The sequence below is a fragment of the Ktedonobacter robiniae genome (assembly GCF_016587375.1).
Classification (GTDB): domain Bacteria; phylum Chloroflexota; class Ktedonobacteria; order Ktedonobacterales; family Ktedonobacteraceae; genus Ktedonobacter; species Ktedonobacter robiniae.
The window spans coordinates 32,652-56,622 of sequence record NZ_BNJG01000002.1; the positions used below are offsets into that span (position 1 = coordinate 32,652).

Here is a 23,971-nt window from a genome sequence, read left to right on the forward strand (position 1 = left end):
TTTTCACAAAAATCATCGGTTTATTTTTTAATCATTGATCGCCTGATAGGTCAGCGTCAAAAAATCATCACCAATCATGCTGCGCCAATCTGCGGCGACAATAGCATTCTGGTATTGGAGCAGGATAAGGGCTACCAGATCTTCTCGCGGATCTACGTACCACGCTGTGCCCAGGCCACCCGGCCAGCCAAAAGTGCCAACGCTGGGACCCAAATCGGTCTGTTTTGTCACCACTTGGACCCCATAGCCGAATCCCCGATTGGCCCACATCTCGGTCGTGCTCATGGCAAACGTAGCATGTGTGTGCTGCTCAGGCGTGAGGTAGTCGGTCGTCATGGCCTCCACTGTCTTGCGCGAGAGCACACGCACCCCATCCAATACGCCTTTCCCCAACAACATGCGTCCGAAACGCAGGTAGTCATCGGCAGTGGAAACCAGACCAGCTCCCCCGGAGGCGAAAAGTGGCGGCTCCGCCCAACCCGTTGTTTGGGGATGATCCAGCACGGCCAGCCCACCCTCAGGCGCGGGTCCGTAGAGTACAGCAAGACGGCTCCGTTTTTCGGCTGGCACGACGAAGCTCGTATCCACCATACCCAGTGGCTCAAAGATACGTTCGCGCAACGCCATTTCCAGTGGTTTTCTCGTGACTCGAGCTATCAGGATACCCAGAATATCCGAAGCGATATGGTAGAGCCAGCGCATGCCGGGCTCATAGGCCAGAGGAAACTCGCCGATGCGGGCCAGCCATGCATCAGGAGCCAGTCGCTCCGCATTTGGGATCTGAAGTGCCTGTGCTATCGGTGCAGCCGTCAGCGTGAAGAGGCTGGATCCAAGGCTGGTCTTTCCCCAACCAAGACCCAGACGATAGGTGAGCAGATCATGCAGGGTAATCGCGCGCGGAGAAGGATAGACATCGTTTGGCGAGCCATGCGGGTCACGCATCACCATCCGCTGTGCTAACTCCGGAAGCCAGACATCCACCGGGTCAGAGAGGCGAAGCTTGCCCTCTTCAACCAGCGTCAGGGCCGCAGCAGCGATAATCGGTTTGGTCATCGAGGCCAGACGAAAGATCGTGTCGCGCTGCATCGGGATCTGCGCCTCCTGATCCTGCCAGCCAGTCGTAGCAGCGTATGCCAGTTCGCCGTGTCGATGGAGCATGGCAGTCACTCCCGCAAACTCACCTCGCTCGACATACCCTTCCAATACTCTGCTCAAGCGCTCCAGACGCCCTTGAGACAACCCGCCGCGTTGACCATAACTGGATTCGTTCATCATTTCCCTCTATTTCTATTATTTTCCTTTTTTTACGATATCACTGTGTGTAAATGAACGTCTTGTTCATGAGCGCCTTCAGGCTCCGCCTTCATCACTTCCAATGGAAGATGCGCTTTTGCTCGCAGCGAGAGCCACCCACACAGGAAACCCAGGATGGTCAACAGATCGAGCACCAGCAGACCACCAACCATTTGCAGAACAAGCCCGGTCATCCAGAGCCAGGTGAGGCTCATGAGCAATGGTCCCAGGGCCAACCCCAGATTTCTCCCCATAGCGCTGAGGCTACTGGCCGCGCCGAGTGTTTCTCGCGAACCGCTGGACATCAGCAGCGTTTGCGTTGGCCCATCAAAGATCCCTCTGGTGATGCCGACCAGCAGCAGACGCAGGGCAAGATCAAGGGCCGTTACCCTGGTTCCTACCACCAGCGTGAGCACCCCCATGCTGCCAACCATCAGTGCCAGGCCAATCATCATCAACACTTTTGCCCCCAACCGATCAGTGAGATAGCCACTGATCGGCGCTGTTACGGCAATCCCAAAGGGGAGACAGAGCAACACCAGCCCCGCTGTCCCCGGCGAAAGCCGTTGCACACTACTCAGGTCGAAAGGCAGCAGGGTATAAAAGGCTCCTGATACCACTGAGCTCATCAGAAGCACAAACCACGCCCAGGAAAACGAGGGACGGCGTAACAGGTCAATCATCAGACGCCAACCATTACTCGACGTTCTCCCTTCCGCGAGCGTGAGACCGCGCAAGCCGATACAACCAAGAAGCACAGCCAGCAGACACACTGGGACGTTGACGAAGAAGATTGATGGCCAGCCAAAACGCCCTAAGAGCAAGCCACCAATGCCAGGCCCGGTCACAGACCCCAGTGTTGCCAGCGAACTCATGATCCCTATAGCTCCTCCTCGTTCAGAGGGCGCGACCAGCGCCGTCGCAACAGCGAGATTCTGCGTCATCATCACGCTCCCGGCAACACCCTGTACCATGCGTCCCAGCAGGAGTATCCAGAAGTTGGGGGCCAGTCCACAGAGGATACTCCCCAGCCCAAAGCTGACAACTGAACCGACGAAGGCGCTAAGCGGGTAGAGACGATGAAGCATCATGCCAACCGGTAGTACCAGTATCGTGACAGGCAATGAGTAGCTCAACACGATGGTTGAGGTTGCACTGTCTGAAAGGTGAAAGTGTTGCGCGATAGAAGGCAGCGCCAGAGCTACAATGGTCATATCTGTCGTGACCAGAAAAATCGATACCCCCAACGCGATAATCCCCCACCAGCGGCATCTCCTATTTTGCATGTTATTCACCTTTATTTTGCTTAACTCACCAAACCGTACATCATCGAAATATTTCTTATTCCTTATATATATGGAGATGCAGTTCCCTCATATGGCTCCTCACTGGTCTCAAGAGCAAGAAGCGACAAATTCAGAGAACGGATCTTCAGCAGCATACCATAGAGGGCTGCTTGGTCTTTGAGATAACCTGAGAGAACGGATGTACTGTTTGCTTCCTGCATAATATGTAATTCCTCCAATGATTGCTGCCAGCATGGGTCCAGGTGCCCTTTGACGCGAATACGGCAGTGCATAGCTCTGTCTTCCTCCGTTCCAGTTCTTTCTTCTGGGGACATACTACTGCGCAGGAGCGGAGAGCACAGCACACTAAGGTCTACTACGAGGTACCATTTGCCGCACGGTTGGGAAAAGGGTTGGGAGGTACAGCAGGGCTACTTGGGCGAAAGGAGATGAGCAATGGCTAGAGTAAAGATAACTCTCTGGCTCGTATGACCGCGTGGGTTCTGTTTTCCGCGTTGAGCTTCATCAGGAGAGCACTCACATGCTTTTTGACGGTCGTGAGAGAAATGACCAGTTGATTGGCGATCTCTTGATTGCTAGCGCCCCTGGAAAGAAGCTGCAAGACCTCCCGCTCACGCGACGTGAGTGGTTCGATGGGAGCGCTTGTGGGAGCGATGTCTTGTGGTCGCTGAGATAGGTTTTTTTCAGAAATGGTTACAGCGATACCTTTGGTTGGTGCATTGGACGCCTGCTCGAAGGCCGAGAGTATCCGGGCAATAGAGTCTCTGGGGAGAGCGGCACTGCCGTCCTCGGGCTGATATGGCATTCCCTGCAACGCCTTGAGGAATTTGCGCATCGGTTCTCCCTCATTCAGATAGACGCGCACATACCCTTCTGGCTTCGTGAGCGCGAACAGACGAGCTGCGATCTGGCAAGCCTGTGCATGTTTGCCTGCCTGGTGCAGTGCTAGAGCATACAGTGCGAGAAACGAGATAGTGGTAAGCAGATCTTCAGGCTGATCCAGATATTTACGAAAGCACTCCAACATTTCTACTGCCTGCGTATATCTGTTCTGAGCAAGATAGACGCGAATAAGCGCAAAGAATTCGTCTGTGCGTTGAACATCCCAGATATCTGTGTAAAACACCATCTGCGCTGCGCAGACATCCGCTGTCCCCAGATTGTCGTTTGCCAACCACCATTGCACACGAATTGCAATCAACACAGACTCGCGAACGACAAATCCCCGCTGTTGCAAACGTTCTAGCTCCTGGAGTGCTTGCCCGGCTGCGGAAAGATCTCCCGCCGCCAGTTCGATCTCGAAGAGCAGTTGATATCCCCAGGTGAGCAGATCGATCTGCTGCCAGAGGGTCGAGTGCTGGAGCATCGGCAGAAGCGTGGCGCGGGCCTCGGCCAGCCGATTCCATTGATAGAGGATATGCCCCTGGTGATACGAAAAATACGCGACCAGGAAAGCAGGGCCATCAACCTGTGTACTCAGCTCGCGAGCCACTAGCACTTCCTGATATGCCTGGTGCAGTTGTCCAGCATGCCGATAGACATGGATTAGCCAGTGCGTCACCTGGATGGTCGCAAAATGATCGCGTGCCTGGCTCATACGCTTCCTGGAAGCCAGGAAGAGCGGGATGAGCGAGGCAGCTTCATGCAGAAGAATAGCACGGAACATAAAGGCGATGGAGAGCAGGATCACCTGCCAGATCGGCTCATCGTCCCTCTCCAACTGCTGCATCTGCTGATAGAGCAGGCCCAGATAGGCCCGGTCATTGCGGAAAACCGCATCCTCCGCCGCGCTCCACGTACGCAGGACATGCAGGCGCTGCCAGAGTAGTTCTTCATCGATCAGAGGCGCGGGAACGCTCGCGGCGAGTCCTGGCTGGTTCTCCTGTAATCGGAGAGCCTCCTCCACGCGTGCCATCATCTGCTTCGTCTGCTCACGCGCTCGGGCGCGTTGCTCCTGGCTGGTCGAAGCAAAGGAGGTGAGCAGATAGAGTGCCGCAGTTAGTACCAAAGGGGCATGCTCGCGTACTACGGCATCGGGCAGTGCCATAATCCAGCGATGGAAAGTCTGGATCTCTCCATGCCACCAGGTCTCCCGGGCCATGCGCTCCATCAGAGAAGCGGCGACGGCGAAATCCGCTGCCGCCAGCCGGTGGGCGATGGCTTCCCGCGGCTCTCCCTGCTCTTCATACCAGCGCGCCGCCCGCCGATGCAATTCGGCAATGAGCGTGGGGTGTGTGGCACGCAGGCGCGCGAGGAGCGCTTCGCGAAACAGATCGTGCAGACGATACCAGCGTCGTTCTTCATCCAGAGCGATCAGGAAGAGATGAGCGCGCTCAAGCTCCTGAAGTCTCGCCTGACTGGCCGGTTCCTCAGTGACCGCCTGACAGAGGTCCGCGTTCAGATGTGAAAGGACCGAGATGCGAAGCAGAAAGTTCTGGAGAGGCGCTTCCAGATGAGAGAGAATCTCCTCCTGAATGTAATCCAGCAGATAGCGTTGACTGCCGGTAAATGCTCGGACGAAGGCCGCATGATCCTCTCGTTGTTGTAGAACCAGTGCTGCCAGTTGCAGGCCCGCAATCCACCCTTCAGTGCGCTGCTCCAGGACATCCACTTCTTCTTGCGAGAGGGTAAGCTTCATGGCTCCGTTGAGGAAATGGGCAGCTTCACTCTGCTGAAAGCGCAGATCGGCATCCCGCAATTCGCGCAGTTGATCGCGAACACGCAGACGAGAGAGGGAAAACGGTGGATCAACGCGACTGGCAAGCACCAGATGTACCTGGGCAGGCACATGTTCCAGCCAGAAAAGCAAAGCCTCGTGAATGGCCTGCTCCTCAATCACATGATAGTCGTCCAGTATCAGGACAAGATCTTCTGTCAGTTCCGTCAGTTCGTTGAGCAGGGCAGTAAGCACCGTAGCAAAGGGCGGCAGTACGGGCTGGTGCACCATGTTGAGTGCGACCTCACCGATCCCGGGCAGGTGCGTTCGCAAGGCCATGATCACCGACACCCAGAAGCGGGTGATGTCATTGTCGGTCTCATCGAGGGTCAGCCAGGCAACCCTGCGGGATCGGGCCGCAGAATGAGCCACCCAGGCGGAGAGCAGGGTCGTTTTCCCACTGCCAGCAGAGGCGGAAAGCAAGAGTAACCGGCGAGAAAGCACCGTATCCACCTCAGCGAGCAAGCGCTCACGCTCGACAAGCGTAGCAGGCACAGGCGGGTGAACAAGCCTAGTTAAGAGCAGCTCCATCCCGTGTTCAGTCTGGTGCAGAGCAGAGGTACTCGCCGTATGTGGTATCTGAGGCAGCGTGGCGTGTGCCAGATCATGTGCCACCTCTTCCAAGCGCGCAAACGTCACGTTGGTCGTCTGTCCAAGATAGCGTTTCGCGGTGCGATGGGCGGCGGTGTGGTACGCATACCAATACGCACCTCCTCGCGGTCGAGCCTCTTTGTAGACATTGAGACGGCCACAACGGCCCCGGAAAGTGAACGAGGTGGCAACTTCGAGCCAGGCTAACCACCGAGATTCGTCTCCCGGGCGAAAACGTTGCTCCAGATGACCGGAGGTAGACAACTCATAGAGGGCCTGATCGGCAGACCAGCGAAGTACGTGAAGCGGTGACCTCGGCATACGACCTTTCTTTTCTCGCGTTGTTCCCAACACCCCACATGTTCCTCCCAACAGGAAAAAGTATAGCAGAGACGATGGCAGCAAACAAGGAGCACTTTACATTCGGACACTGGTGCGGGATTGTGTGGGCGAAGGGTGCCGATTACTTCCCTTATCAGCACCGTGATTCTCTGCAAACGCGCCTACGGTGCTGATAAGGTGTTGCGTTTTGCCGCGTTTTCTGCTATCCTGACGCTGCCGATAAGTTGCACACAGCGGAAACAAGCCGCCTGAGAACGCACACGAGGGGCACTATGTTCGATCCCATCCTGGAACAATACCTGGCGCAGCTTTCCGCCGCCGGGAAATCACCAGCGACCCGGCGCGCGGTCCGCTCCGACCTTACCCAGTTTTGCACCTGGTGGGAGCGAACCAGAGAGCGTTCCTTTGATCTGACGCAGGTCGTGGAGCGGGATCTGCGCACATGGAAGGCGTGTCGTCAGCAGGACGAGGGAGCGGCCCCTGCAACCATCAATCGCGGACTCTCGACGCTGCGTCGCGTCTGTTCCTGGGCGGTCGAACAGCGGCTGCTGGCAGAAAATCCCACCAAGGAGGTTTCAGATGTTGCCTCCACGCCCGTCGCGCCGCGCTCGTTGCCGGATCAGGCAGTGGACGCCTTACTGCGTGCTACCCGCGCTGAACCCGATCCCCGGTTACGCTTGCGGGATGAAGCATTGCTCGCGCTGCTGGTCTACGGCGGGGTGCGCATCCAGGAAGCCTGCGATGTCCAGCTCCGTGATCTGGATCTGCCGTCAGGAACCCTGGTAGTGCGCAGCGGCAAAGGTGGGAAAGCGCGCCGCCTGCCGTTGCATTCGGAGGCGCAGCGGACGCTCTCCCGCTATCTCCAGGAAGTGCGCTGTCCGGAAGGATTGCCCCCGATCGGCAGTGAACAGGAGCGCTCCCCGCTCCTCGTGGGTATGCAGCGCGCGGTGGCCGGGCGTCCGCTGGTGCCAGGAATCAAACCACGGGTAGCTCGCCAACGTATTACCCAGATGGGTAAGATCGCGGCAACCCAGCTTGGGGAGGCAGCTACACGCGAGCGCGATCTGGAACGAGCAGAGCAGTTACGTGCCTGCGCGTGCCAGGTGGAAACTGCCTCACCGCACCAGCTCCGTCATAGCCTGGCGCGACGCATGCTCAAAACCGGGGCGCAGCTCCCCGAAGTGCAGCGGCTGCTTGGTCATAGCCGACTTTCGACCACAGGACTCTATCTCACCCCCAGCGAAGAAGATGTGCGTGCTGCGGTGGAGCGGGCTGGCCTCTAAGGTAGGCATAGGTAGAGCGAATCCGATGCGGAGCTGGGAGAACGAACACAGGCGTATCAGTGGCGGAAGAAGAGGGAGAAAAAGGTGGAACACGTGGAAGTGGAGCATGTGGAGAGGGAAGAAGAAAAGCATCCAGCAGAGAATCTCCTTGCCCTGCGGCGATTCAAGGTGCTGGATGGGGAATGGACCTCAGAAGAATTGGGGCGGTTCTTCTGGCTGACGCCAGAGGATATGCTCCAGGTGAAGACCTGTCGTGGCGCAGCCAACCGTCTCGGCTTCGCGCTGAATCTGCTCCTGATGCGGAGGCTTTCTTGTCCATTTCCTGAGCAGGGGCAGATCCCGCCTCGCATTGTGCAGTTTGTGGCGATGCAGCTCAATGTGCATCCCGAAGCGCTCACTGAATATGCGCTACGCCGTCCCCAGACGCGCGACGAGCATCTGGTCCAGATACGCACGTATCTGGGTGTGCGCCCGTATGTGCATGCGCAGGATCAGCCGCAGCTTACGGAATATCTGCTCACGCGCGCCTTGCAGCGCGACGATCCAGCCGTGCTGCTCGAAGAAGCGGAGGAGTGGTTGCGGGATAAGGACATTCTCTTTCCAGCGGAGTCAGCCATCCAGAAACTGATTGCTCAGGTACGTCCCCAGGCGGAACAGCATGTGTTCTCCGCGATCACTCGCCAACTCACCCCAGCCCAGAAGCAGGCGCTGGAAGACCTGTTGCAACGTGAACAGGGCAAACGGGGCTCCACCCTGGCCTGGCTGAAAGAACCTGCCGTGAAAGCCTCGCCCCCTGCCATCAAGATGCTGATCACGAAGCTCGAAACCGTCCGCCAGCTTCAGGTGAGTTCCATCGAACTCTCTGCACTCAACCGCAATCGCGTGCGTGTTCTGGCCCACCTTGGCGAGAAATACCATCGGGATTCGCTGCTGCGTTTCTCCGAGGAGAAACGGGCGGCGTTGCTCGTCTGCTATCTCCAGGATCTTCAACAAGAGTTACTGGATCGGCTCCTCACCTCGTTTACCGATCTGCTGGTCGGTATCTTCCGGCGCACCGAACGCAAAGAACAGGCACACCATATCACCCATGGGAAGGCGCTGACCCACCATGTCCATACCCTGCGCAAGGTCGTCAAGGTCGTGCTTGATCCTGCGGTGCCCGATGACCAGGTACGTCCACAGATCTTCGCGGCGGTTCCACAGACCCAGTTACAGGAAGTGTACGATGATTCGGGTGCCAAGGCGCGTCCAGAGGACGGGCAGACGTTTGATTTGCTGCTCAGGCATTACCCCTTTCTCCGCCAATTCTTGCCAGGTCTGCTCACGGCACTGGAGTTCACCGGGACCAGCGCCGCGCAGCCCGTGGTGCAAGCGATCGCCGCGCATTCGGGATCTTGCTGACCACTGTCTCTATCCGCTGGCCAGCGTCATGGATTATGGGGTGTTAAAGCCACTCTTTCGAGGAGCACCCATCTGGCGGGATCTCATTGTGCGGTGCTGGGATGATATGCATCGCATCTCCGCCTCCCTCAAGGATGGGACGGTGACCGCTGTTCTGCTCACCAGTAAACTCCAGGCTCTCGACAACAAGAACCTGATCCATCGCGGGCTGGAAGAATACGGGCGCATGCTTAGCACCATCGACATGCTGACCTTCATCTCGGACAAACCCCATCGGCGCAAGGTTGGGCGCATGCTCAATAAGGGAGAGGCGGTCCATAGCCTGGCCCGCGATGTCGCTTATGGGCAACGCGGCGTCCTCACCGATCGTGATTTCGCCAGTCAACTCAACCGTGCAACGTGCCTCAGCCTCCTGCTCAATATCATCGCTGTCTGGAACACCCGCTATATGCAGGCAGCACTTGATCACCTGCGGACCACCGGCTATCCTGTCCTGGAAAGCGATCTGGAGCATTTATCGCCAATTATCTCGGCCCATATCAACTTGCATGGCTCGCATCATCTGGACTTGCAAGCTCCCAAAAAGCGGAAAGGACAACTGCGCCCCTTGCGAACAACGCCTACACTCTTCTAAAGAGATTGGCGGGAGGCTTAGCGTTGTCGATTCAACCCACCTCTAGACAACATTGAGGGCTTAGCGTTGTAAATTTCGTCGGCGGGCCTAATAGGCCAATTGGCCCGTAAGTGTAGCAAATATCAGACGCAGCCACTTTTGAGGTTCAAGGCAGAACGGCGTCACGCCTTGTTGAGGGCACACCTCTTTGAACTGTCGCAGGATCTCACAGACCAGGCGCTTGATCAGTTTGATAAACTGCTGGGGGAACTCTTGCGAAAAGGAGAACGGCGTCAAGAGAAGCATTTTCACACGAATGCCCGCAAGCTCAATAGTCATCTGACGATCTTAGCCAGAGCAGCGGAAGCGTTTTTACTGGCAAGAACAGAGGGAAATGACCCTGTGGCAGCAGTGCTGACTGCCGTTTCTGAGCCTCAGCTTGCTGCCACAGTAGACTCCGCCAAGCAATTGCTGCGACCAGAAAATCTGGATTCGTTGGATCTGATCGAATCACGATATACCCCCATGCGACAAAGCCTCCTTTCCCTCTATCAGGCATTGGACTTCCAGCCCGTTCGTAGGAGTGAGCCTGCGCTTGCCGCACTGGAGTACGTCTCGGATCTGGCTGAGCGTCGCAAGCGTGTCACCGCCCGCGAACAGAAAATAGGGAGAGTGAAGATGATCGCCCCTTTGGGGCATCTCACCGAACGGTGGCGCAAGCATGCGCTGCAGGGGGACGAAATCTCACCTAATTACTATGAAGCTGCCGCTTTTGAAGTCCTGAAAGGACGAGTTCGCTCAGGAGATATCGCCGTGGGCGGAAGCCGACGGTATCGAGCCTTCGAGGGCTATCTCTTACCGGCACCACACTTTGAGCACCTCACTCAGAAAAGCCAAACGAGACTCGCTGTGAGTAATGAAGCGGAAGCGTATCTAGCAGACAAACAGCGAGAAATTCTGGAAAGGCTCGTTGCTCTTCAGGAGAGTATCGGGAAGGTCGAAGGTAGTCTCTGCCTCGACGAGAAAGGGCACTTGTATCTGCCACCACTGGAGAAGGAGATTCCTGCTGAGGTGGAGCGCATGCGGCCGCGTGCCTATGGCATGCTTCCGCCGGTCAAGTTGCCCGACCTGCTGCTGGAACTGGATAATTGGACCGGTTTTCTGCGGCCTTTTACTCATCTGACCAGTGGCGATGCGCCAGTAGGCGAAGCGAAACTGATCCTGGTTGCGGCACTGATGGGGATGGGCATGAACCTGGGACTGACCAAGATGGAACAGTCTTGTCCCTATACCTATCGCCAACTCTCCTGGTCAGTAGACTGGCATATTCGTGAGGAGACACTGCTAGCATCTCTGGCCTGTCTAGATAACTTTGTGCTCTCGGCGCCACTCTCGCGCAGTTGGGGGGATGGGACGACCTCGTCTTCTGATGGGATGCGCATGCATGTAGGGGTGAAAGCCGCGAACGCGGAATACAACGCTAAATACTTTGGAGCGGGGCGGGGGACCAACATTTATACCCATGCGGCTGACATCTGGGTTCCTTTTGGCAAGCCGCAGGTGATCGGGACGAATGAGGAGGCTCTCTATGCGATTGATGCGTTGTGCCATCACGAGAGCGACTTGCATATTCGCGAGCATTACACTGATACTGGAGGGAGCACCGAGCATGTGTTTGCCTTGGCATCGTTGCTCGGCTTCCGCTTTGCCCCACGCATCGCTGATGCTCTCTCCAAGAAATTGTATCTGCTGGATGAGGTGGGAGAGCATGGGCCGTTGAATACGCTGCTCTTCGATCAGGTGAATAAGAAGCTCATCATCGAGCAGTGGGATGAAATGCGGCGTGTGGCTTCTTCCATTCGTCATGGGACGGTATCAGCTTCGTTGCTGATGCGCAAACTGGCCGCCTACCCGCGCCAAAACCAGGTAGCGCGTGCCCTGACGGAAATGGGAAAGCTCGAACGGACGGTATTTCTGCTAGAATATTTCCGCGATGCCGCTCTGCGCCGCCGCATTCTGATCGGACTTAACAAAGGGGAAGCATTGCACGCGCTTGCTCGTCAGCTCTTCTTTGGCTGCTTGGGGGAACTGCGTGATCGAGCCCTGGAGGACCAGATCCACCGGGCTTCCTGTCTGCATCTGCTCGTTGCAGCCGTCGCAGCCTGGAACACGATTTATTTGACCGAAGCCTTTGCTACATTGCGCAAAGGTGGTGAGGACATTGCAGAAGCAACACTTGCTCACATTGCTCCACTGGGCTGGGAACATATTAATCTGATTGGGAATTATCATTTTGCGCCGCAGCCGGGACGCTCGTTAGAAAACCTCCGGCCTTTGCGTGTAGTAGAGTCAAAAGAAGGAAAAGAAGCCACCCAGGAGGTGGCTTCTTAAAGCTCCACAGTGTGTGTCAAATACGTTCGTTTCTTAGGACTGTTCTCTCAAGAGAGACGCATTTCCCTTCGTCGATTGTGAGTCGAGAAGAGGAGCGCGTTCCGCTTCTGCTCGTGTGATCAGAACGTTCTCCTCCTCAAGCGCAACTCAACTCAATGGAATAATCGAGCGGTACTTGCCACCGGGCGACTGCTGCGGTGGCTCCTCTGCACGCTCAAGCGTGATATGACCAGCCTTGTACTCGGTGAGAACACGCGTTACCTCGGTTTGCACCTGCTGCCACACATGGTCAGGATCTGTACCTGCTGCGTACCGCAGACGTACACGCAGGTTGGTAGGTGTGGTCTGCACGATCTGGAAGAGCGTGATTCCTGGCAAGCTATCAATTAGAGTGCCGAATACTAAGGGGGCGATGCTCACTTGTTCGCCTCTTTCCGTGGGGAAGGTGAGCACATCTGCGACTCGACCCTGGACGCGGACTGCCGGAAATGGGCTGCCACATGGGCAGGGATCGGGCCGTTGCAAGACGCTATCTCCCAGGTCATAGCGCAGAATTGGTTGCACTCGGTTGGCGAGATTAGAGATCAGTACCGTGTACGACTGCGTTCCCGGTGGGACAGGCCGATAGTCGGCATCCACGGGCTCAAACACAACCCAGTCGCTATTGACATGATACCACCCTTCCTTACAGGATACACTCAGAAAAGGGCACTCTGTTGCGGCATAGGCGGTGCTGACCTTCGCTTGAAACGCTCTGGCTATCCGCTCAAATTCGCTTGCGGGTAGCATCTCTGCGCCCGCTTGCACCATAGCCGGGTGAATGTGCAAGCGGCCCGCCTCTTGCTCTCCAGTCAGCAATATGATCTGGCTCGCGTAGCCGAAGAGGATGGCGGGGCGAAACTGGTTGAGCTGCTCGACCAGTTCGGGCAGAGGGGTGCGCACCGAGAAGAGTTTGGCCCTTTTGCGGTACAGTGAGCTTTCCCGGGCCGTCCGGGTGCTCCCGGCGGAACCCATAAAGTGTCCGCCAGTAGCAATCACCAGGGCCAGTCGTCCGTTGAGCGCGAGTATCTTGATGAGGTCGCGAGCCCCCAGCCCGGAGGTGTCTCGTGGACTGACGGCGTATGATGCTGCCATGCTCCACTCGTCCTGGAGAAAGATCCCACGTCTCCCGCTGGTGCCTGAGGTGGTAGCCACCAGGTACTTGCCCAGGAACTGCTCTCCAATCAGGTCAGGATTGTCCACGAACTCGCTCACCTGCTCGATGTTCACCTCTTGGTCAGTCACCCAGTCGTCGAAGTGGGGCATCAAGATCTTCTTGCTCGTGACAGGCAAGAGCACAGGGTTTTCGATCCGCTCCGGCAGATCCTGATAGAGCTTGCGATAGTAGGGGGAGTTGGCACGTGCGTAGATTACTATCTCAGCCAGGCGCGTACGCTGCCGCTGCATGATCGCGTCCAAACCCTGCTTCTTGGCGCGACTGGCATCAAGGAGCAAAGGCAGGGTTTGGACGCGATCTGGAGTATGAGCGTGTGACATCTTAAACAACCTCCTTTGTGTCTCTTGCTTGGACGTTCGAGAGCCTCATTTGCTCAATTCGTCCTTTCGTTTCTGCAACAACCTGGCGAATGACCTCCTTGCCCGCCTCGCTGTTGCCTCCATCTTCTGGCAACAGCCAACGATCCATCATGTCGGCAAGCGCTTCCATGACCACAGGAAAGGGGGGAAGCTGATCAGGTGATTTAAAGTCTGCTATCGTTAACTGTCCATACGAGAGCGTTTCGAGGAGGTGCGCTGTAACCTCTGGATCAAGGTCCTGGCGAGCCGCTCCTACCGCCTGGAGCGCTTTGATCAAATCGACGGTGGTCGAACCAGACTCCATCCAGGCAACCTGATTGTCTGGCTTGCGCAGATAATTGCCAAGCACACGCCGATCCCGTCGCATGATGGAGGCCATCAGGGGACGGCTGCCCACGGCACGAAAGATTGCTCGGTAGAACCCTCCAATGGTGCCGCCGCGTGGGTCGGACTCGATGGCTTCCAACCAGATTTGGGAGTACTGCGTCCATTCCCAATACAGGAGGGCTTCAAAGAGTTCCTCCTTTCCTTTGAAATAGAGGTAGACCGTCCCTCGACTGACGCCAGCTTCATCGGCGATATCGCTCATCGTGGTCTTGTCATATCCCTGACGGATAATAACGGCTGTTGCCGCACGGAGAATCTGAGTCTCTCGTTCATCATGGTCAGGCATTGGCTTCTTCCTCTCGTCTTGCAATGAACACTTTGAACAATATATGATATTTTGTTCAGTATAACCACAAGAGCGCTTCCGTGTCAAGGTGCATGATGGGGGATAAATTATGAGTTCCCAAGTACGCTCACCTCTAGCGCGTTTTTCCTGGTCGTCTGATGAGGCTTGTCTCGAAACCGGCCGTTTTTCGGCACAAACTGTTCAGTTTTTTCGGGGGAGCTGTGCATCACCTCCGCAAGCGTGAAATGGACGCTTGACGAATCTCAAAACTTATGTCAAAATCAAAATGTCAAAACTATCGATCTTAGATGAGTAAGTGACATTTACAGCAGAGATTCTATGAAGATTGGCTATATCCGGGTTTCCAAGCAAGAACAAAACGAGGCATTACAAAGGGATGCGTTGAAAGAAGCGGGATGTGAGAAGTATTTCAGCGATAAGATGACCGGATCAACCTTTGAACGCAAAGGCTTGGAGGATACCCTGGCGTTTATCAGGCCAGGAGACACCCTGGTGGTCTGGAAACTTGACCGTTTAGGCCGCTCCCTCCAAGACCTCATCGCAACCCTCAACGGCCTTCAGGGACATGGGGTAGACTTTATCAGCCTCACCGAGAATATTGATACTACAACCCCAGGAGGAAAGCTGATTTTTCACCTGATGGGAGCGCTGGCTGAGTTTGAGCGCGATCTGATTCGAGAGCGAACGAATGCAGGATTAGCCGCAGCCCGTGCGAGGGGGCGCGTAGGAGGGAGACCCAGAAAACTGACCTCCAATGGGAAAGTTGCCCTGGCCTTGCGTCTGTTTGCAGATCCAAACCATTCCATTGATGATATTTGTTCGACGCTTGGGATCTCCCGTTCGACCTTATATCGATACGTCAGAGAGCAGAAGGCACAAACACCAGAATGAAAGCGAGTAGATGGCCGATAGCCTTTCCTGCTTGCGCCTGCGTTAGTGGGGGGATTGAAGGCTCCTATCAGGCTTGCAACCCCTTAGCGGGGAAAAGTGTACGAAAAAATGTTATGACCCCAAAACAGGCTGGTGGGTTCATGTGTGCTCGACGGATCGGCTCACGCTCTACGCCGCGCATCCAAGCCGAGGGCGCAAAGCGCTCGATGCCATTGGCATTGCTCCTGCATTCCGAGGCATCAGTGTTCATGATGGTTTGAAGAGTTATCAGAGCTACGGCTTCACCCAGGCCTGGTGCAATGTGCATCACTTGCGCGAACTGACCTATGTTGAAGAAGAACTCAAGCAAGAGTGGGGGCACAAGATGAAAGAACTCCTCCTCTCGATGAAAGACGAGGTGGAGCGAGCCAACGTGTCGGGAAAGCAAGAAGTCGATCTCCTAGTGCTCGCATGCCTCCTTCGGCATTACGATGAGATCCTCGCTGAAGGCTATCGGGCCAATCCTCCTCCCCCACCGCCGAAGAAATCTGAACAAGGGAAGCGAAAACCAGGGCGAGCCAAGCAATCCCCTGCGCGCAACCTCCTCGATCGACTCTCGCAAGGGAAATGGATGGTCCTCCGATTTCTCCACGACTTTGCGGTCCCTTTTGACAACAATCAAGCCGAAAGAGATCTTCGCATGATCAAGGTCCAGCAAAAGGTGTCTGGGAGCTTCCGCACCGAAGAGGGCATTGCCATGTTTTGTCGCATCCGAAGTTACCTCTCGACATTACGAAAACAAGGCATTGCGCTGTTCCCTGCACTCGATCACGTTTTTTCAGGAACCCCTGTTCTTCCTGCATTCTCCTGACCCTTCTCAATAGAGACGAATTTGGTAGATTGCAAGTTACTTGATCAGTGCTTCAAAAATGACATTCAATATTTTGTTCATACCTTGAAAGGTTACACATGCTCTTGGTGACCAAAATCGCTACTTGCGAGTCCTCCTGAATCGTACTCATGATACCCACCGGCATCATCTATATAGGCCCAGTACCAAAACTCGTAGCCTAGTGTATAAATTACGGCATAACCAGCTTCCACCCATTGGGAACCAGCGCTGTTGCCTATCCACAGAGAGTTGTTCATAATTGCCTGTGATGCATCAGCATGCAACTGAACAACGCTTATCGATGTAAACCCGCCACTGACAGAACCTTGCCATCTAGCAACACCATAGCAGTGATTACTTGAGACAGTACCGCAACTATAAGCTGGCATGAATTTGTTAGATACTGCGTTGGTGTGGGCAAACGCCTTTTGTGGCTGTGCCGCAACACTTACCATCATGAATGCCATCACGAAAGTGATAATAAGTCTCCATTCATGAGCAGCGGAAAGAGAAATCCCCTTTTTGCGAGGCGCATCTTGCGCACGCGTCTCTTGTAAGCGCATTAAATAAACTCCTTAACGCCTTTAGCTTCTTGCAAAAGCGCTTTACGTACAAGTCGTTTTTTCTCCTCTGCTGTGACTAAGCAAACTTTCAGTTTACTAGAAACGCAATAGGTTTAAGCCTGCTGGTGAGACAGGACTAGGATCTTGACGAAAATGTGCATTAGCAGAGGTAGGGCTAGGATCACTAAGCGGAGCCCTATTGGGACCCGATGGAGCCCGTATGGGCACAAGTGGGGACCTGGCAAGCGAGAAAATAGGCGCGGGACAAAAAGGTACCCGGACAGATGCTATCCGGGTACTAATGGGGCGAGAATGGAGATGTCAAGAATACCATTTGTGGATAAAGGCCTCGATAGAATGAGGACGAAAGAACTCAGCCTCAACGAGAGCTTCAAAGGGAGCTGCCAGGAAGTCAAGAGAAGCATAGTTCGACATGCGCGCAAGAATGTCCTGATCCCGTGCTTCTGTATTCAAGAGAGGCGCGCCTTGGCGAATATAGTGAAGGATATAGCGTGTTTCCCATTCAATGACGCGAGGCGATGGCTCAATATGCGCAACGGTTTCCACAAGAGGTTTCTTCCCAAGTTGAAGCAAGTCATACCACCAGTTCGATTTGTAGTAGGGAACAATCTCACCTTGTACCTCTCTTGGCTCGTAGGGATAACTATCTTTGAGGTGATCCTGCGTTCGTCGTTTCAGGTCATTCGTGCGGCCAACATAGCGTATCTGCTGATCGCGAGGATCGCGATGAATATAAATGACCTGTCCATAGGGATACAACTGCTTGCAGCGCGACTGAATATAAAAGCGTTGCTTCCCGGCAGGCAAGGATTGAAAGGCTTCGAGGCAATCATCGCACACGACGCGAATGACAAAGCCAGCACGATCTACGCGGTAGCCTAAAAACTCAAAGCCCCGAGATCGAATCGGCTGCTCGCATAAGACGCAGGGAAGCAGGCGCTTATCTCGCATCGCTTGATGACACACACGACAGCGCTGAAAGGGAGTGATATTGGGTTCGCGCCAAAAATCTAGCGGGTCATACTGATTAAACATGAATTCTGTAATGGCATAGGTGTGTTTGCAATCCATGCAGATGCGCGTAGGTTCCTTTTCGAACCAGTACGCAAGTTCTGCCTGGCGTCGTTCCTGTCGCTCTCGACGCTCTCGCTCAATCGCTTCTTGCAACTCACGTGGCGGACGCTCACGTAGTGGACGCTCGCGTTCAGCACGTTCGCGTTCCCTTTGTTCCCATTTCAGTCGTTCTGCTTCTCTTGACGCGCTCAGATTTCCCTTATGGCATTCCTTGCATAGCCTCATGTGTCCATCACGCCCGTTTTTTGTACGGTAGAACTCATCGATATCTTTCTCTTTCGTACATTGCGCACACACCTTTTTCTCTTGAGCTTGCTCCATGGTGGCCTGCCTCCCGTTTTGCCCTTCATTCAAACACAACAATACGCAAGAGTCAAGAAAAGGGAGCGTTGTCGCTCCCTTCCCCGTTACTCGATACCTGCGCGTCGGCGCTCGATCCGCAGCGCCTCTTCGCCAATGGGGAGTGTCGCATCCTCCTGTTTCTTTTCCCCATTAGGGCCTATTAGGCCATACCTGGCTGCAAGAACCCCAGCAGTGCCATGCCAGGCCAACCAAGACTGGATGGCGCTACAGGTGTAACCACACCTTTGAGCATACAGCCATCTGGCTGAGGCGTCAGGGTCTGAATGTCGAAAATCACCTGGCGCAGTTGAGAGCGCTAGGGATCACCTGCGATTGTGGCATCCTCTCAATGCTCATTGACTGGCCCACACCCTAGCCAGTTTCTCTGCGCACATTTCATCATCATCATCTTCTCTTCCCTCTCCACTCCCACTGTTTTGTATTGCTTTGCTTCCAGCAAGAGCGCGACTCACATGACGATCGGATCACGTTCCTGCTGTGTCTCAAGCGCACAACTACGACAGGCATGAGGGAAGGAAGAGGAGCAGCTTCAAGACGACAAGCACACAGAGAAGACACGTCATCTCTGTGTGCTTGTCATGGGAAAAAATGCCTCCTCCCCGGCAATGACCACTGCTGAGGAGGAGGCTTTGTTGTGTTACAAAAGGAGAGAGAGTATGTCAGAACGACAGGCAAAACGCCAACGTCGTGCCGAGCGAAGAGCAGCAGCAAACCAGGAGGCGGCATCACCTCCTCCTCCCCTGGGTGCACCGCCGCTCATCACTGAGCGTTTTTCAGTCGCCTCAAGCCATCTCGCCATCGCGCTCAGTGCCTCCGTTCCTCTTCGCGTGTTGGGGCTCTATGAACGGCAGGGTCCCAATGAGAACGATTTGGGAGCGGCCCGTCAGGTAGGAACACTGCTTGCATCAAAGGGAGATGTCCTCCTCTTTGGAAGCCAGGTGAGAGGTGAAACTGCTGAGCTCTTCAATCAGGTTGCACAGGCTCTGGCGGTGCTCTCATTTGTACCAGGTGGCGTGACGTGCTTTGGCCAGCATTTTGATGCCCAGGCCATCCTCGCTGGCTTCTTTGGAGCGGAGGCTGCGAAACAGTATTGTCAGCGTGTAACGGGAACACTCCTTGCTGAACAGCAGGAGAAGACTCCTGACAACGAAGATGAGCACTGAGCCACCACTTCAAGAAAAGGCTTGAAAAGTGAAAGGCTACTCCTTCTAGAAGGAGTAGCCTTCTTGCTCTAGAAAGAAGAAGAGATGAGAGCACTTCTACAGAAAAAGAAATGCAGTCATTCCTAACAAGCAAGGAGAGATTCCTCCAGATACTGTCTCTTGAGAAAACAGTATCTGGAGGAATTCGCAGATGCCCTTCAAGTTATCCAATTTTTTTAGCATGCACTTCTATAAATAATCGTATTACCAAAATTTGGCAATTTCAGTTCTCCAAAGAATGGAAAACATATTGTTTTCATTTACGATCTTCATCACCAATATATACTCAATTGCATACAAGCTGATAGCTTGCACGTGTTTGTGCTATGGCGAATGGACGCATCTCTAATGAGCTCAATTCCCCTATCCATTCTATCCTGATAGGTCCATTTTATCCGCTACATCCGCCCTGTATGCTGTCAAATAAGCTGTCACGTTGCAGTGTATGATGGCGGTTGCAGAGCGGGATGAATAAACATCAACATTGCGCAGTAAAGAGTAAGGAAGTTTAGCAGTAACTCAAAAGCGAGTGGCCTGGACTCGCCAACAACAAAACAAAAAGGATCGAGGCCTGACCCACCAGGGAACGGCTTCCCCTTCCTCACTGGATATACTGAAAAAAGGAGGCAGGAATTATGAGCCAAACACTACAATTTGCCAGGGAACTGTTCAGCGACGAGGGGCTCGTCTCTTTGAAAGAGTGGAATGGCCCCAACGGCGCGATGGGTATGTACCACGCCAAAGATGTGGGGTATATTTATCTCTTGGTGTACATACAGGCCCAACAACGCCATTGTACGCATCAGTACCCAGATACAGAGAAAACCCAGGCGCTTCATGATGCGGAGATCATCGCTGCATTTGCGGGCGCTCAAGAGATTGTCGCGTAAGACTTATCAGATGCAAGAAGGACTACCTGGTAACCAGATAGTCCTTCTTTATGAGCATGATAATTACTGGCACCTTCAAACAATATTCTCCTACACTCTCATTTTCATCGATACTGAAGTTGTCCCAATTTGGTGGAAGCTGAGAACAGAAGAGAAACTTCATACAGGAAAAGATAACTCTTGAAAAGAGAAGCGCATAGCCGCTCACTGTGAAACCACTCCCACTTGGAGGGTGAACAACGAGATAACAGAAAAGAGGATTCAACAGTATTGAAAATACGTAGCTTATAGGGTATAATGTGTTCATGGAGCATACATATTCGCCTCGTGAGTTCGGCAAGCTGATTGGAAAATCCGTTAACACGTTACAGAAGTGGGATCGTAAGGGCATCTTGCATGCCTATCGAAGTCCAACCAATCGGCGCTATTATACGCACGAACAATACTTACAGTACCGAGGATTGGTTTCCTCCGATCAAGGAGTCACCATCGCCTATACTCGTGTCTCCTCCCCTGCCCAAAAAGCAGACCTCATCCATCAAAAGAATGCCCTGCGAGCCTACTGCCAAGAGCACCAGATCAACGTCGATGTATGGCGCGAAGATATCGGCTCCGCTCTCAACTACAAGCGCAAAGCTTTTAATGAGGTCATCGAGCTCATCGAATGAGGACGGGTGAAGCCGCTTGTCATTGGCTATGAGGATCGTTTTGTGCGTTTCGGCTACGATTGGTTTGAGTCCTTCTGCCAGCGTCATGGGACCCAGATCATTGTGGTCAATGGAGAAGAGCTTTCCCCAGAGCAAGAATTGGTTCGGGACCTGCTTGCCATCGTGACGGTTTTTTCAGCACGTTTGCACGGTCTGCGCTTCCACAAGAACGCGATCCGCGCTGCTGCTCTCCAAAAGGATGGGGCCAATGATCAAAGCTCATAAAATACGGCTCCATCCTACTGAAGAGCAAAAAATCTATTTTGCCAAAGCCGCCGGAACCGCTCGATTTGTTTGGAATTGGGCACTAACTGAGTGGAACCGCCAACATGAGGCGGGAGAGAAGCCTACCGCGCTCAAGCTCAAAAAACAATTCAACGAGATCAGACGCAAAGTGTTCCCTTGGACCTGGGAAGTGACCAAGAACGCTTGTGACCAGCCTTTCTTGGACCTGGGAAAAGCCTGGGCCATCTATTTTGACGGGCAGAAGAACGGGAAACGAAGAGGCCGCCCCAAGTTCAAAACCAAGAAACGCTCAAAACCTTCATTTTATCTCGCCAATGATCAATTCGAACTTGGTGATCATCGTCTTTGGATACCCAAGCTTGGATGGGTCAATCTGGCCGAGAATCTTCGTTTCAAAGGCAAGATCACAGGTGCACGGGTGACAAAAACGGCGGATTGGTGGTTTGTGAGCATCACGGTTGAGCTTTCCGATCAAGCGAGTGAGCAAAAGCCGAAACGTGTGGGAGTAGATGTGGGTTTGAACCGACTGGCGACCTTGAGTACCGGCGAGGGATTTGAAAACCAAAGATTCCTCAAAACAGCACAGAAGAAGCTGAGGCAGGCTCAACAACACCTCTCTCGTTGCAAAAAGGGATCAAAGAACCGCGAGAAGGCGAGGCGCAAAGTTGCACGACTCCATTACAAGATTACCTGTTTACGCAATGATGTCTTGCACAAGCTGACCACGCAGATTGCCATGAGCTACGGCGTTGTGGGGATTGAATCACTGCATCTTCGGGGCTTGATGAAAAACCGGTGTCTTGCTCGCTCGTTTGCGGATGCGGCATTAGGCTCTCTTTTGACCTTACTCACAAGCAAAGTCACACACAACGGTGGCCTCGTGGTGAAAGTGGATCGCCTGTTCCCCTCGAGCCAACTCTGTCATCAATGTGGCTGGCGCTGGCATGACATCACACTTGCCGACCGCCTCTTTGTCTGTCAAAACCCCAACTGTCTCTGGCAAGGGGATAGAGACTGCAACGCTGCGACCAATATCTTAAAGGAAGCCCTTCGCTTGGTAGGGCTCAATGACCAAGCCGCGCTCGGTACTGGCTCGGACGGCGCGTAAAAGTCGCTTGTGGACCTGGAGTCAGACCAAAAAGGCAATCGCCTTCAGGCATCTGGGAGTGAAGCAGGAACAACGAACGGTGTGGCAAATCTATGCTTGCATACGTTTGACTACATTAATCGGAGCAGGTTGAAATGAAATAGATTCCTTCAACCTCTTCCTCTTTGCTTTCCAGAACCCGGTTAGATGGTGACCGCTATTCCTTTTTTCTCAAACAATTCATGGATGCCACTGAGTATATCCTCTCACTCGCGAGGTTCTACAAGCTCAACTTCATTAAGATGAGGAGATCCTTCTGACACAACATCTCTGTTTCCAACGGTATCAGACGCTACTGAGTATCGCGTTAGAATCTCCTCTTTTCAACCTCTCCCAAAGTAGGTCAACACCAAACAGACGCCAGAATCACAGGAAACGAAGCAGGGGTCCCAACATATTTTCCCCTCTCGATTCCGCTAGGTGCAGGTGCATCTGTTAATGATCTCAACGCGCATTCCGCTCAGCTTGAGATTCAGGTGCTCCAGCCCTGGTCTTTTTGAGAGACCGATACAAGGTCGTACGAGAGATCCCAAGTGCCGCACACATTTCTAGGACAGAATGACTCTGATCCTCGAACATCCACCGAGCCAGAGCAATCTTCCCGTTCGTTGCTGCCACTTTCTTGGTCTCCGTTACCGGAATTTGAGTTTTTTCTGTCGGGACCAAAACTATGCCGCAGGGTCGTTCTGAATGGTGGTTCTTCTTTTTTCAGCTTTCAGCGAGGTTTTGAGACCTCTTTTTCCACGCTCACCGTCTGGTAAGGGTGCCTGCTCAGGGAATGGTTTGCGAAAGATAGCTCTGTCGAGGTTTGCGTCTCGTAGGTCCACTTTGTCAAGGTTGGCCTCACGAAGATCGACTCCAGCCATATTCGCTTTGTGAAAACTCGCTTTGCCGAGGATGGCTCCAGAGAAATCCACGCCGCGCAGATCCGTATTGTTGAGGTCAGCGCCCATCAGGTTTGCGTTATGGAAGAGAGCACCGCGTGCGTCTGCCCCATACATACGTGTCTTCATGAGATTCGCGTTACTGAGATCGGCTCCTCTGAGATCAGCATGGCGCAGGTCCGCTCCGTGGAGGTCCGCCCCTCGTAAGTTTGCTTCACATAGATTGGCTTCAGTCAGATCGACTTCGTGGAGATCGAATCCCGTGAGATCTGCTTTGTAGAGATCAACGCCATGAAGCTCTGGCTCGAATGCCTGTATTTCAGCATAATCGTGTCGCCATGCATTCCAAAGTGTTTTGCCTTCCGTGAGACGCTCAAGAGGGGATTGATTGACCATATACTTCACCTGCGGTTCTACTTATTGCATCGATTACATGTTTCTGAAGGCTGACATAGGGAAAGAAGAAATGCACTAGAGAGAACGAGACCATCTCAAACGGCAGATGTTGCTGATGAAAGGAGGGGTTCTGAGATCCAGTTGCTGTAGAGATTTGGTTGGAGGGGGAGTCCATGCGAAGTTGTATGAACTCCTTTAAGTATACCCTATTTCTGGGCAAATTGGAAGAGTATCGCTGCTTTTGGGCCCCCAGGGCTGTTGCAAAGTTCATCAGTGGCTCTCATGCGGCCACATGGGCTAATTTCTCGCTGCCCATGCCCTTTGTTGACTGAGGAAACCGAGCGAAAATCGGTGGGAGGAGCCAACCAGCCATCGCGACACCAGTTCAACGGATGGGCCTGCGTGCTACGGTGAGGGTGACCGCTCGCTCGACAAGATTGTCGCCGATGCCTCCAGTGGCACAGGCAGCAATGAAGTAGCTGGAGCGATCTTGGACGAGGTACCCCCAGC

19 protein-coding genes and 1 pseudogene are annotated in these 23,971 nt (G+C 53.9%); 11 read left to right on the forward strand and 9 right to left on the reverse strand.

Going from position 1 to position 23,971, the window contains the following annotated elements; genetic code table 11:
* Window positions 1–27: 27 nt before the first annotated feature.
* From JMJ04_RS20770 to JMJ04_RS20785, 4 genes are all read right to left on the reverse strand, one after another.
* On the reverse strand, window positions 28–1,275 hold the full coding sequence (locus JMJ04_RS20770) for a serine hydrolase domain-containing protein (protein ID WP_201372425.1): 1,248 nt from the start codon (window positions 1,273–1,275) through the stop codon (window positions 28–30).
* Between the two features lie 29 nt (window positions 1,276–1,304).
* Window positions 1,305–2,579 carry an MFS transporter gene (locus JMJ04_RS20775; protein WP_201372426.1) on the reverse strand — a complete coding sequence of 425 codons (1,275 nt, stop codon included), beginning with the start codon at window positions 2,577–2,579 and terminating at the stop codon, window positions 1,305–1,307.
* A gap of 62 nt (window positions 2,580–2,641) precedes the next feature.
* Window positions 2,642–2,872, reverse strand: coding sequence for a hypothetical protein (locus JMJ04_RS20780; protein WP_201372427.1), 231 nt, complete (start codon window positions 2,870–2,872; stop codon window positions 2,642–2,644).
* A 167-nt stretch (window positions 2,873–3,039) separates the two neighbouring features.
* The gene (locus JMJ04_RS20785; RefSeq protein ID WP_201372428.1) at window positions 3,040–6,228 is read right to left on the reverse strand and encodes a DUF6788 family protein; all 3,189 of its coding nucleotides are present in this window, start codon (window positions 6,226–6,228) and stop codon (window positions 3,040–3,042) included.
* A 293-nt stretch (window positions 6,229–6,521) separates the two neighbouring features.
* Between JMJ04_RS20785 and JMJ04_RS20790 the strand changes: the two genes are divergently transcribed.
* The 4 genes from JMJ04_RS20790 to JMJ04_RS20805 all read left to right on the forward strand — a co-directional run bounded on the left by JMJ04_RS20790 (window position 6,522) and on the right by JMJ04_RS20805 (window position 11,937).
* Entirely contained in the window at window positions 6,522–7,532 is a 1,011-nt protein-coding gene (locus JMJ04_RS20790) for a tyrosine-type recombinase/integrase (protein ID WP_201372429.1), read from the forward strand.
* A gap of 84 nt (window positions 7,533–7,616) precedes the next feature.
* Window positions 7,617–8,933 carry a DUF4158 domain-containing protein gene (locus tag JMJ04_RS20795; protein ID WP_201372430.1) on the forward strand — a complete coding sequence of 439 codons (1,317 nt, stop codon included), beginning with the start codon at window positions 7,617–7,619 and terminating at the stop codon, window positions 8,931–8,933.
* A gap of 28 nt (window positions 8,934–8,961) precedes the next feature.
* Window positions 8,962–9,567, forward strand: a complete 606-nt coding sequence (locus JMJ04_RS20800; RefSeq protein ID WP_236038211.1) for a transposase — start codon at window positions 8,962–8,964, stop codon at window positions 9,565–9,567.
* A gap of 138 nt (window positions 9,568–9,705) precedes the next feature.
* Complete coding sequence (locus tag JMJ04_RS20805) at window positions 9,706–11,937, forward strand: Tn3 family transposase (RefSeq protein WP_236038212.1); 2,232 nt, start codon at window positions 9,706–9,708, stop codon at window positions 11,935–11,937.
* Window positions 11,938–12,084: 147 nt separating this feature from the next.
* On the opposite strand, the gene JMJ04_RS20810 is transcribed toward JMJ04_RS20805, so the two are convergent.
* Both JMJ04_RS20810 and JMJ04_RS20815 read right to left on the reverse strand, forming a co-directional pair.
* The gene (locus tag JMJ04_RS20810; protein WP_201372432.1) at window positions 12,085–13,473 is read right to left on the reverse strand and encodes a phenylacetate--CoA ligase family protein; all 1,389 of its coding nucleotides are present in this window, start codon (window positions 13,471–13,473) and stop codon (window positions 12,085–12,087) included.
* Window position 13,474: 1 nt separating this feature from the next.
* Window positions 13,475–14,185 (reverse strand): TetR/AcrR family transcriptional regulator, encoded by a 711-nt coding sequence (locus tag JMJ04_RS20815; RefSeq protein ID WP_201372433.1) that lies wholly within the window; start codon window positions 14,183–14,185, stop codon window positions 13,475–13,477.
* 339 nt (window positions 14,186–14,524) lie between these two features.
* Between JMJ04_RS20815 and JMJ04_RS20820 the strand changes: the two genes are divergently transcribed.
* Both JMJ04_RS20820 and JMJ04_RS20825 read left to right on the forward strand, forming a co-directional pair.
* Entirely contained in the window at window positions 14,525–15,097 is a 573-nt protein-coding gene (locus tag JMJ04_RS20820; RefSeq protein ID WP_201372434.1) for a recombinase family protein, read from the forward strand.
* A gap of 73 nt (window positions 15,098–15,170) precedes the next feature.
* Window positions 15,171–15,947 carry an IS66 family transposase gene (locus JMJ04_RS20825; protein WP_268887363.1) on the forward strand — a complete coding sequence of 259 codons (777 nt, stop codon included), beginning with the start codon at window positions 15,171–15,173 and terminating at the stop codon, window positions 15,945–15,947.
* A 92-nt stretch (window positions 15,948–16,039) separates the two neighbouring features.
* On the opposite strand, the gene JMJ04_RS20830 is transcribed toward JMJ04_RS20825, so the two are convergent.
* Together JMJ04_RS20830 and JMJ04_RS20835 are read right to left on the reverse strand one after the other, a co-directional pair.
* Entirely contained in the window at window positions 16,040–16,531 is a 492-nt protein-coding gene (locus JMJ04_RS20830) for a hypothetical protein (RefSeq protein WP_201372436.1), read from the reverse strand.
* Between the two features lie 321 nt (window positions 16,532–16,852).
* Window positions 16,853–17,947, reverse strand: coding sequence for a GIY-YIG nuclease family protein (locus tag JMJ04_RS20835; protein WP_201372437.1), 1,095 nt, complete (start codon window positions 17,945–17,947; stop codon window positions 16,853–16,855).
* 196 nt (window positions 17,948–18,143) lie between these two features.
* Here JMJ04_RS20835 and JMJ04_RS48075 point away from each other — a divergent pair, with 196 nt between their 5' ends.
* The 5 genes and pseudogenes from JMJ04_RS48075 (at window position 18,144) to JMJ04_RS20860 (ending at window position 22,142) form a co-directional block, all read left to right on the forward strand.
* Entirely contained in the window at window positions 18,144–18,344 is a 201-nt protein-coding gene (locus tag JMJ04_RS48075) for a DUF2695 domain-containing protein (RefSeq protein WP_201374450.1), read from the forward strand.
* A gap of 301 nt (window positions 18,345–18,645) precedes the next feature.
* Window positions 18,646–19,152 (forward strand): hypothetical protein, encoded by a 507-nt coding sequence (locus tag JMJ04_RS20845; protein ID WP_201372438.1) that lies wholly within the window; start codon window positions 18,646–18,648, stop codon window positions 19,150–19,152.
* 674 nt (window positions 19,153–19,826) lie between these two features.
* Window positions 19,827–20,081 carry a hypothetical protein gene (locus tag JMJ04_RS20850; protein ID WP_201372439.1) on the forward strand — a complete coding sequence of 85 codons (255 nt, stop codon included), beginning with the start codon at window positions 19,827–19,829 and terminating at the stop codon, window positions 20,079–20,081.
* 305 nt (window positions 20,082–20,386) lie between these two features.
* Window positions 20,387–21,013, forward strand: a pseudogene (locus tag JMJ04_RS20855) (IS607 family transposase).
* Complete coding sequence (locus JMJ04_RS20860; protein ID WP_201372440.1) at window positions 20,997–22,142, forward strand: RNA-guided endonuclease InsQ/TnpB family protein; 1,146 nt, start codon at window positions 20,997–20,999, stop codon at window positions 22,140–22,142. The pseudogene JMJ04_RS20855 and the gene JMJ04_RS20860 overlap by 17 nt, the downstream one beginning before the upstream one ends.
* Before the next feature lie 707 nt (window positions 22,143–22,849).
* Here the strand turns inward: JMJ04_RS20860 and JMJ04_RS20870 are convergent.
* A complete protein-coding gene (locus JMJ04_RS20870; RefSeq protein WP_201372441.1) occupies window positions 22,850–23,461 on the reverse strand; it encodes a pentapeptide repeat-containing protein in 612 nt (203 codons plus the stop codon).
* Window positions 23,462–23,971: the final 510 nt, after the last annotated feature.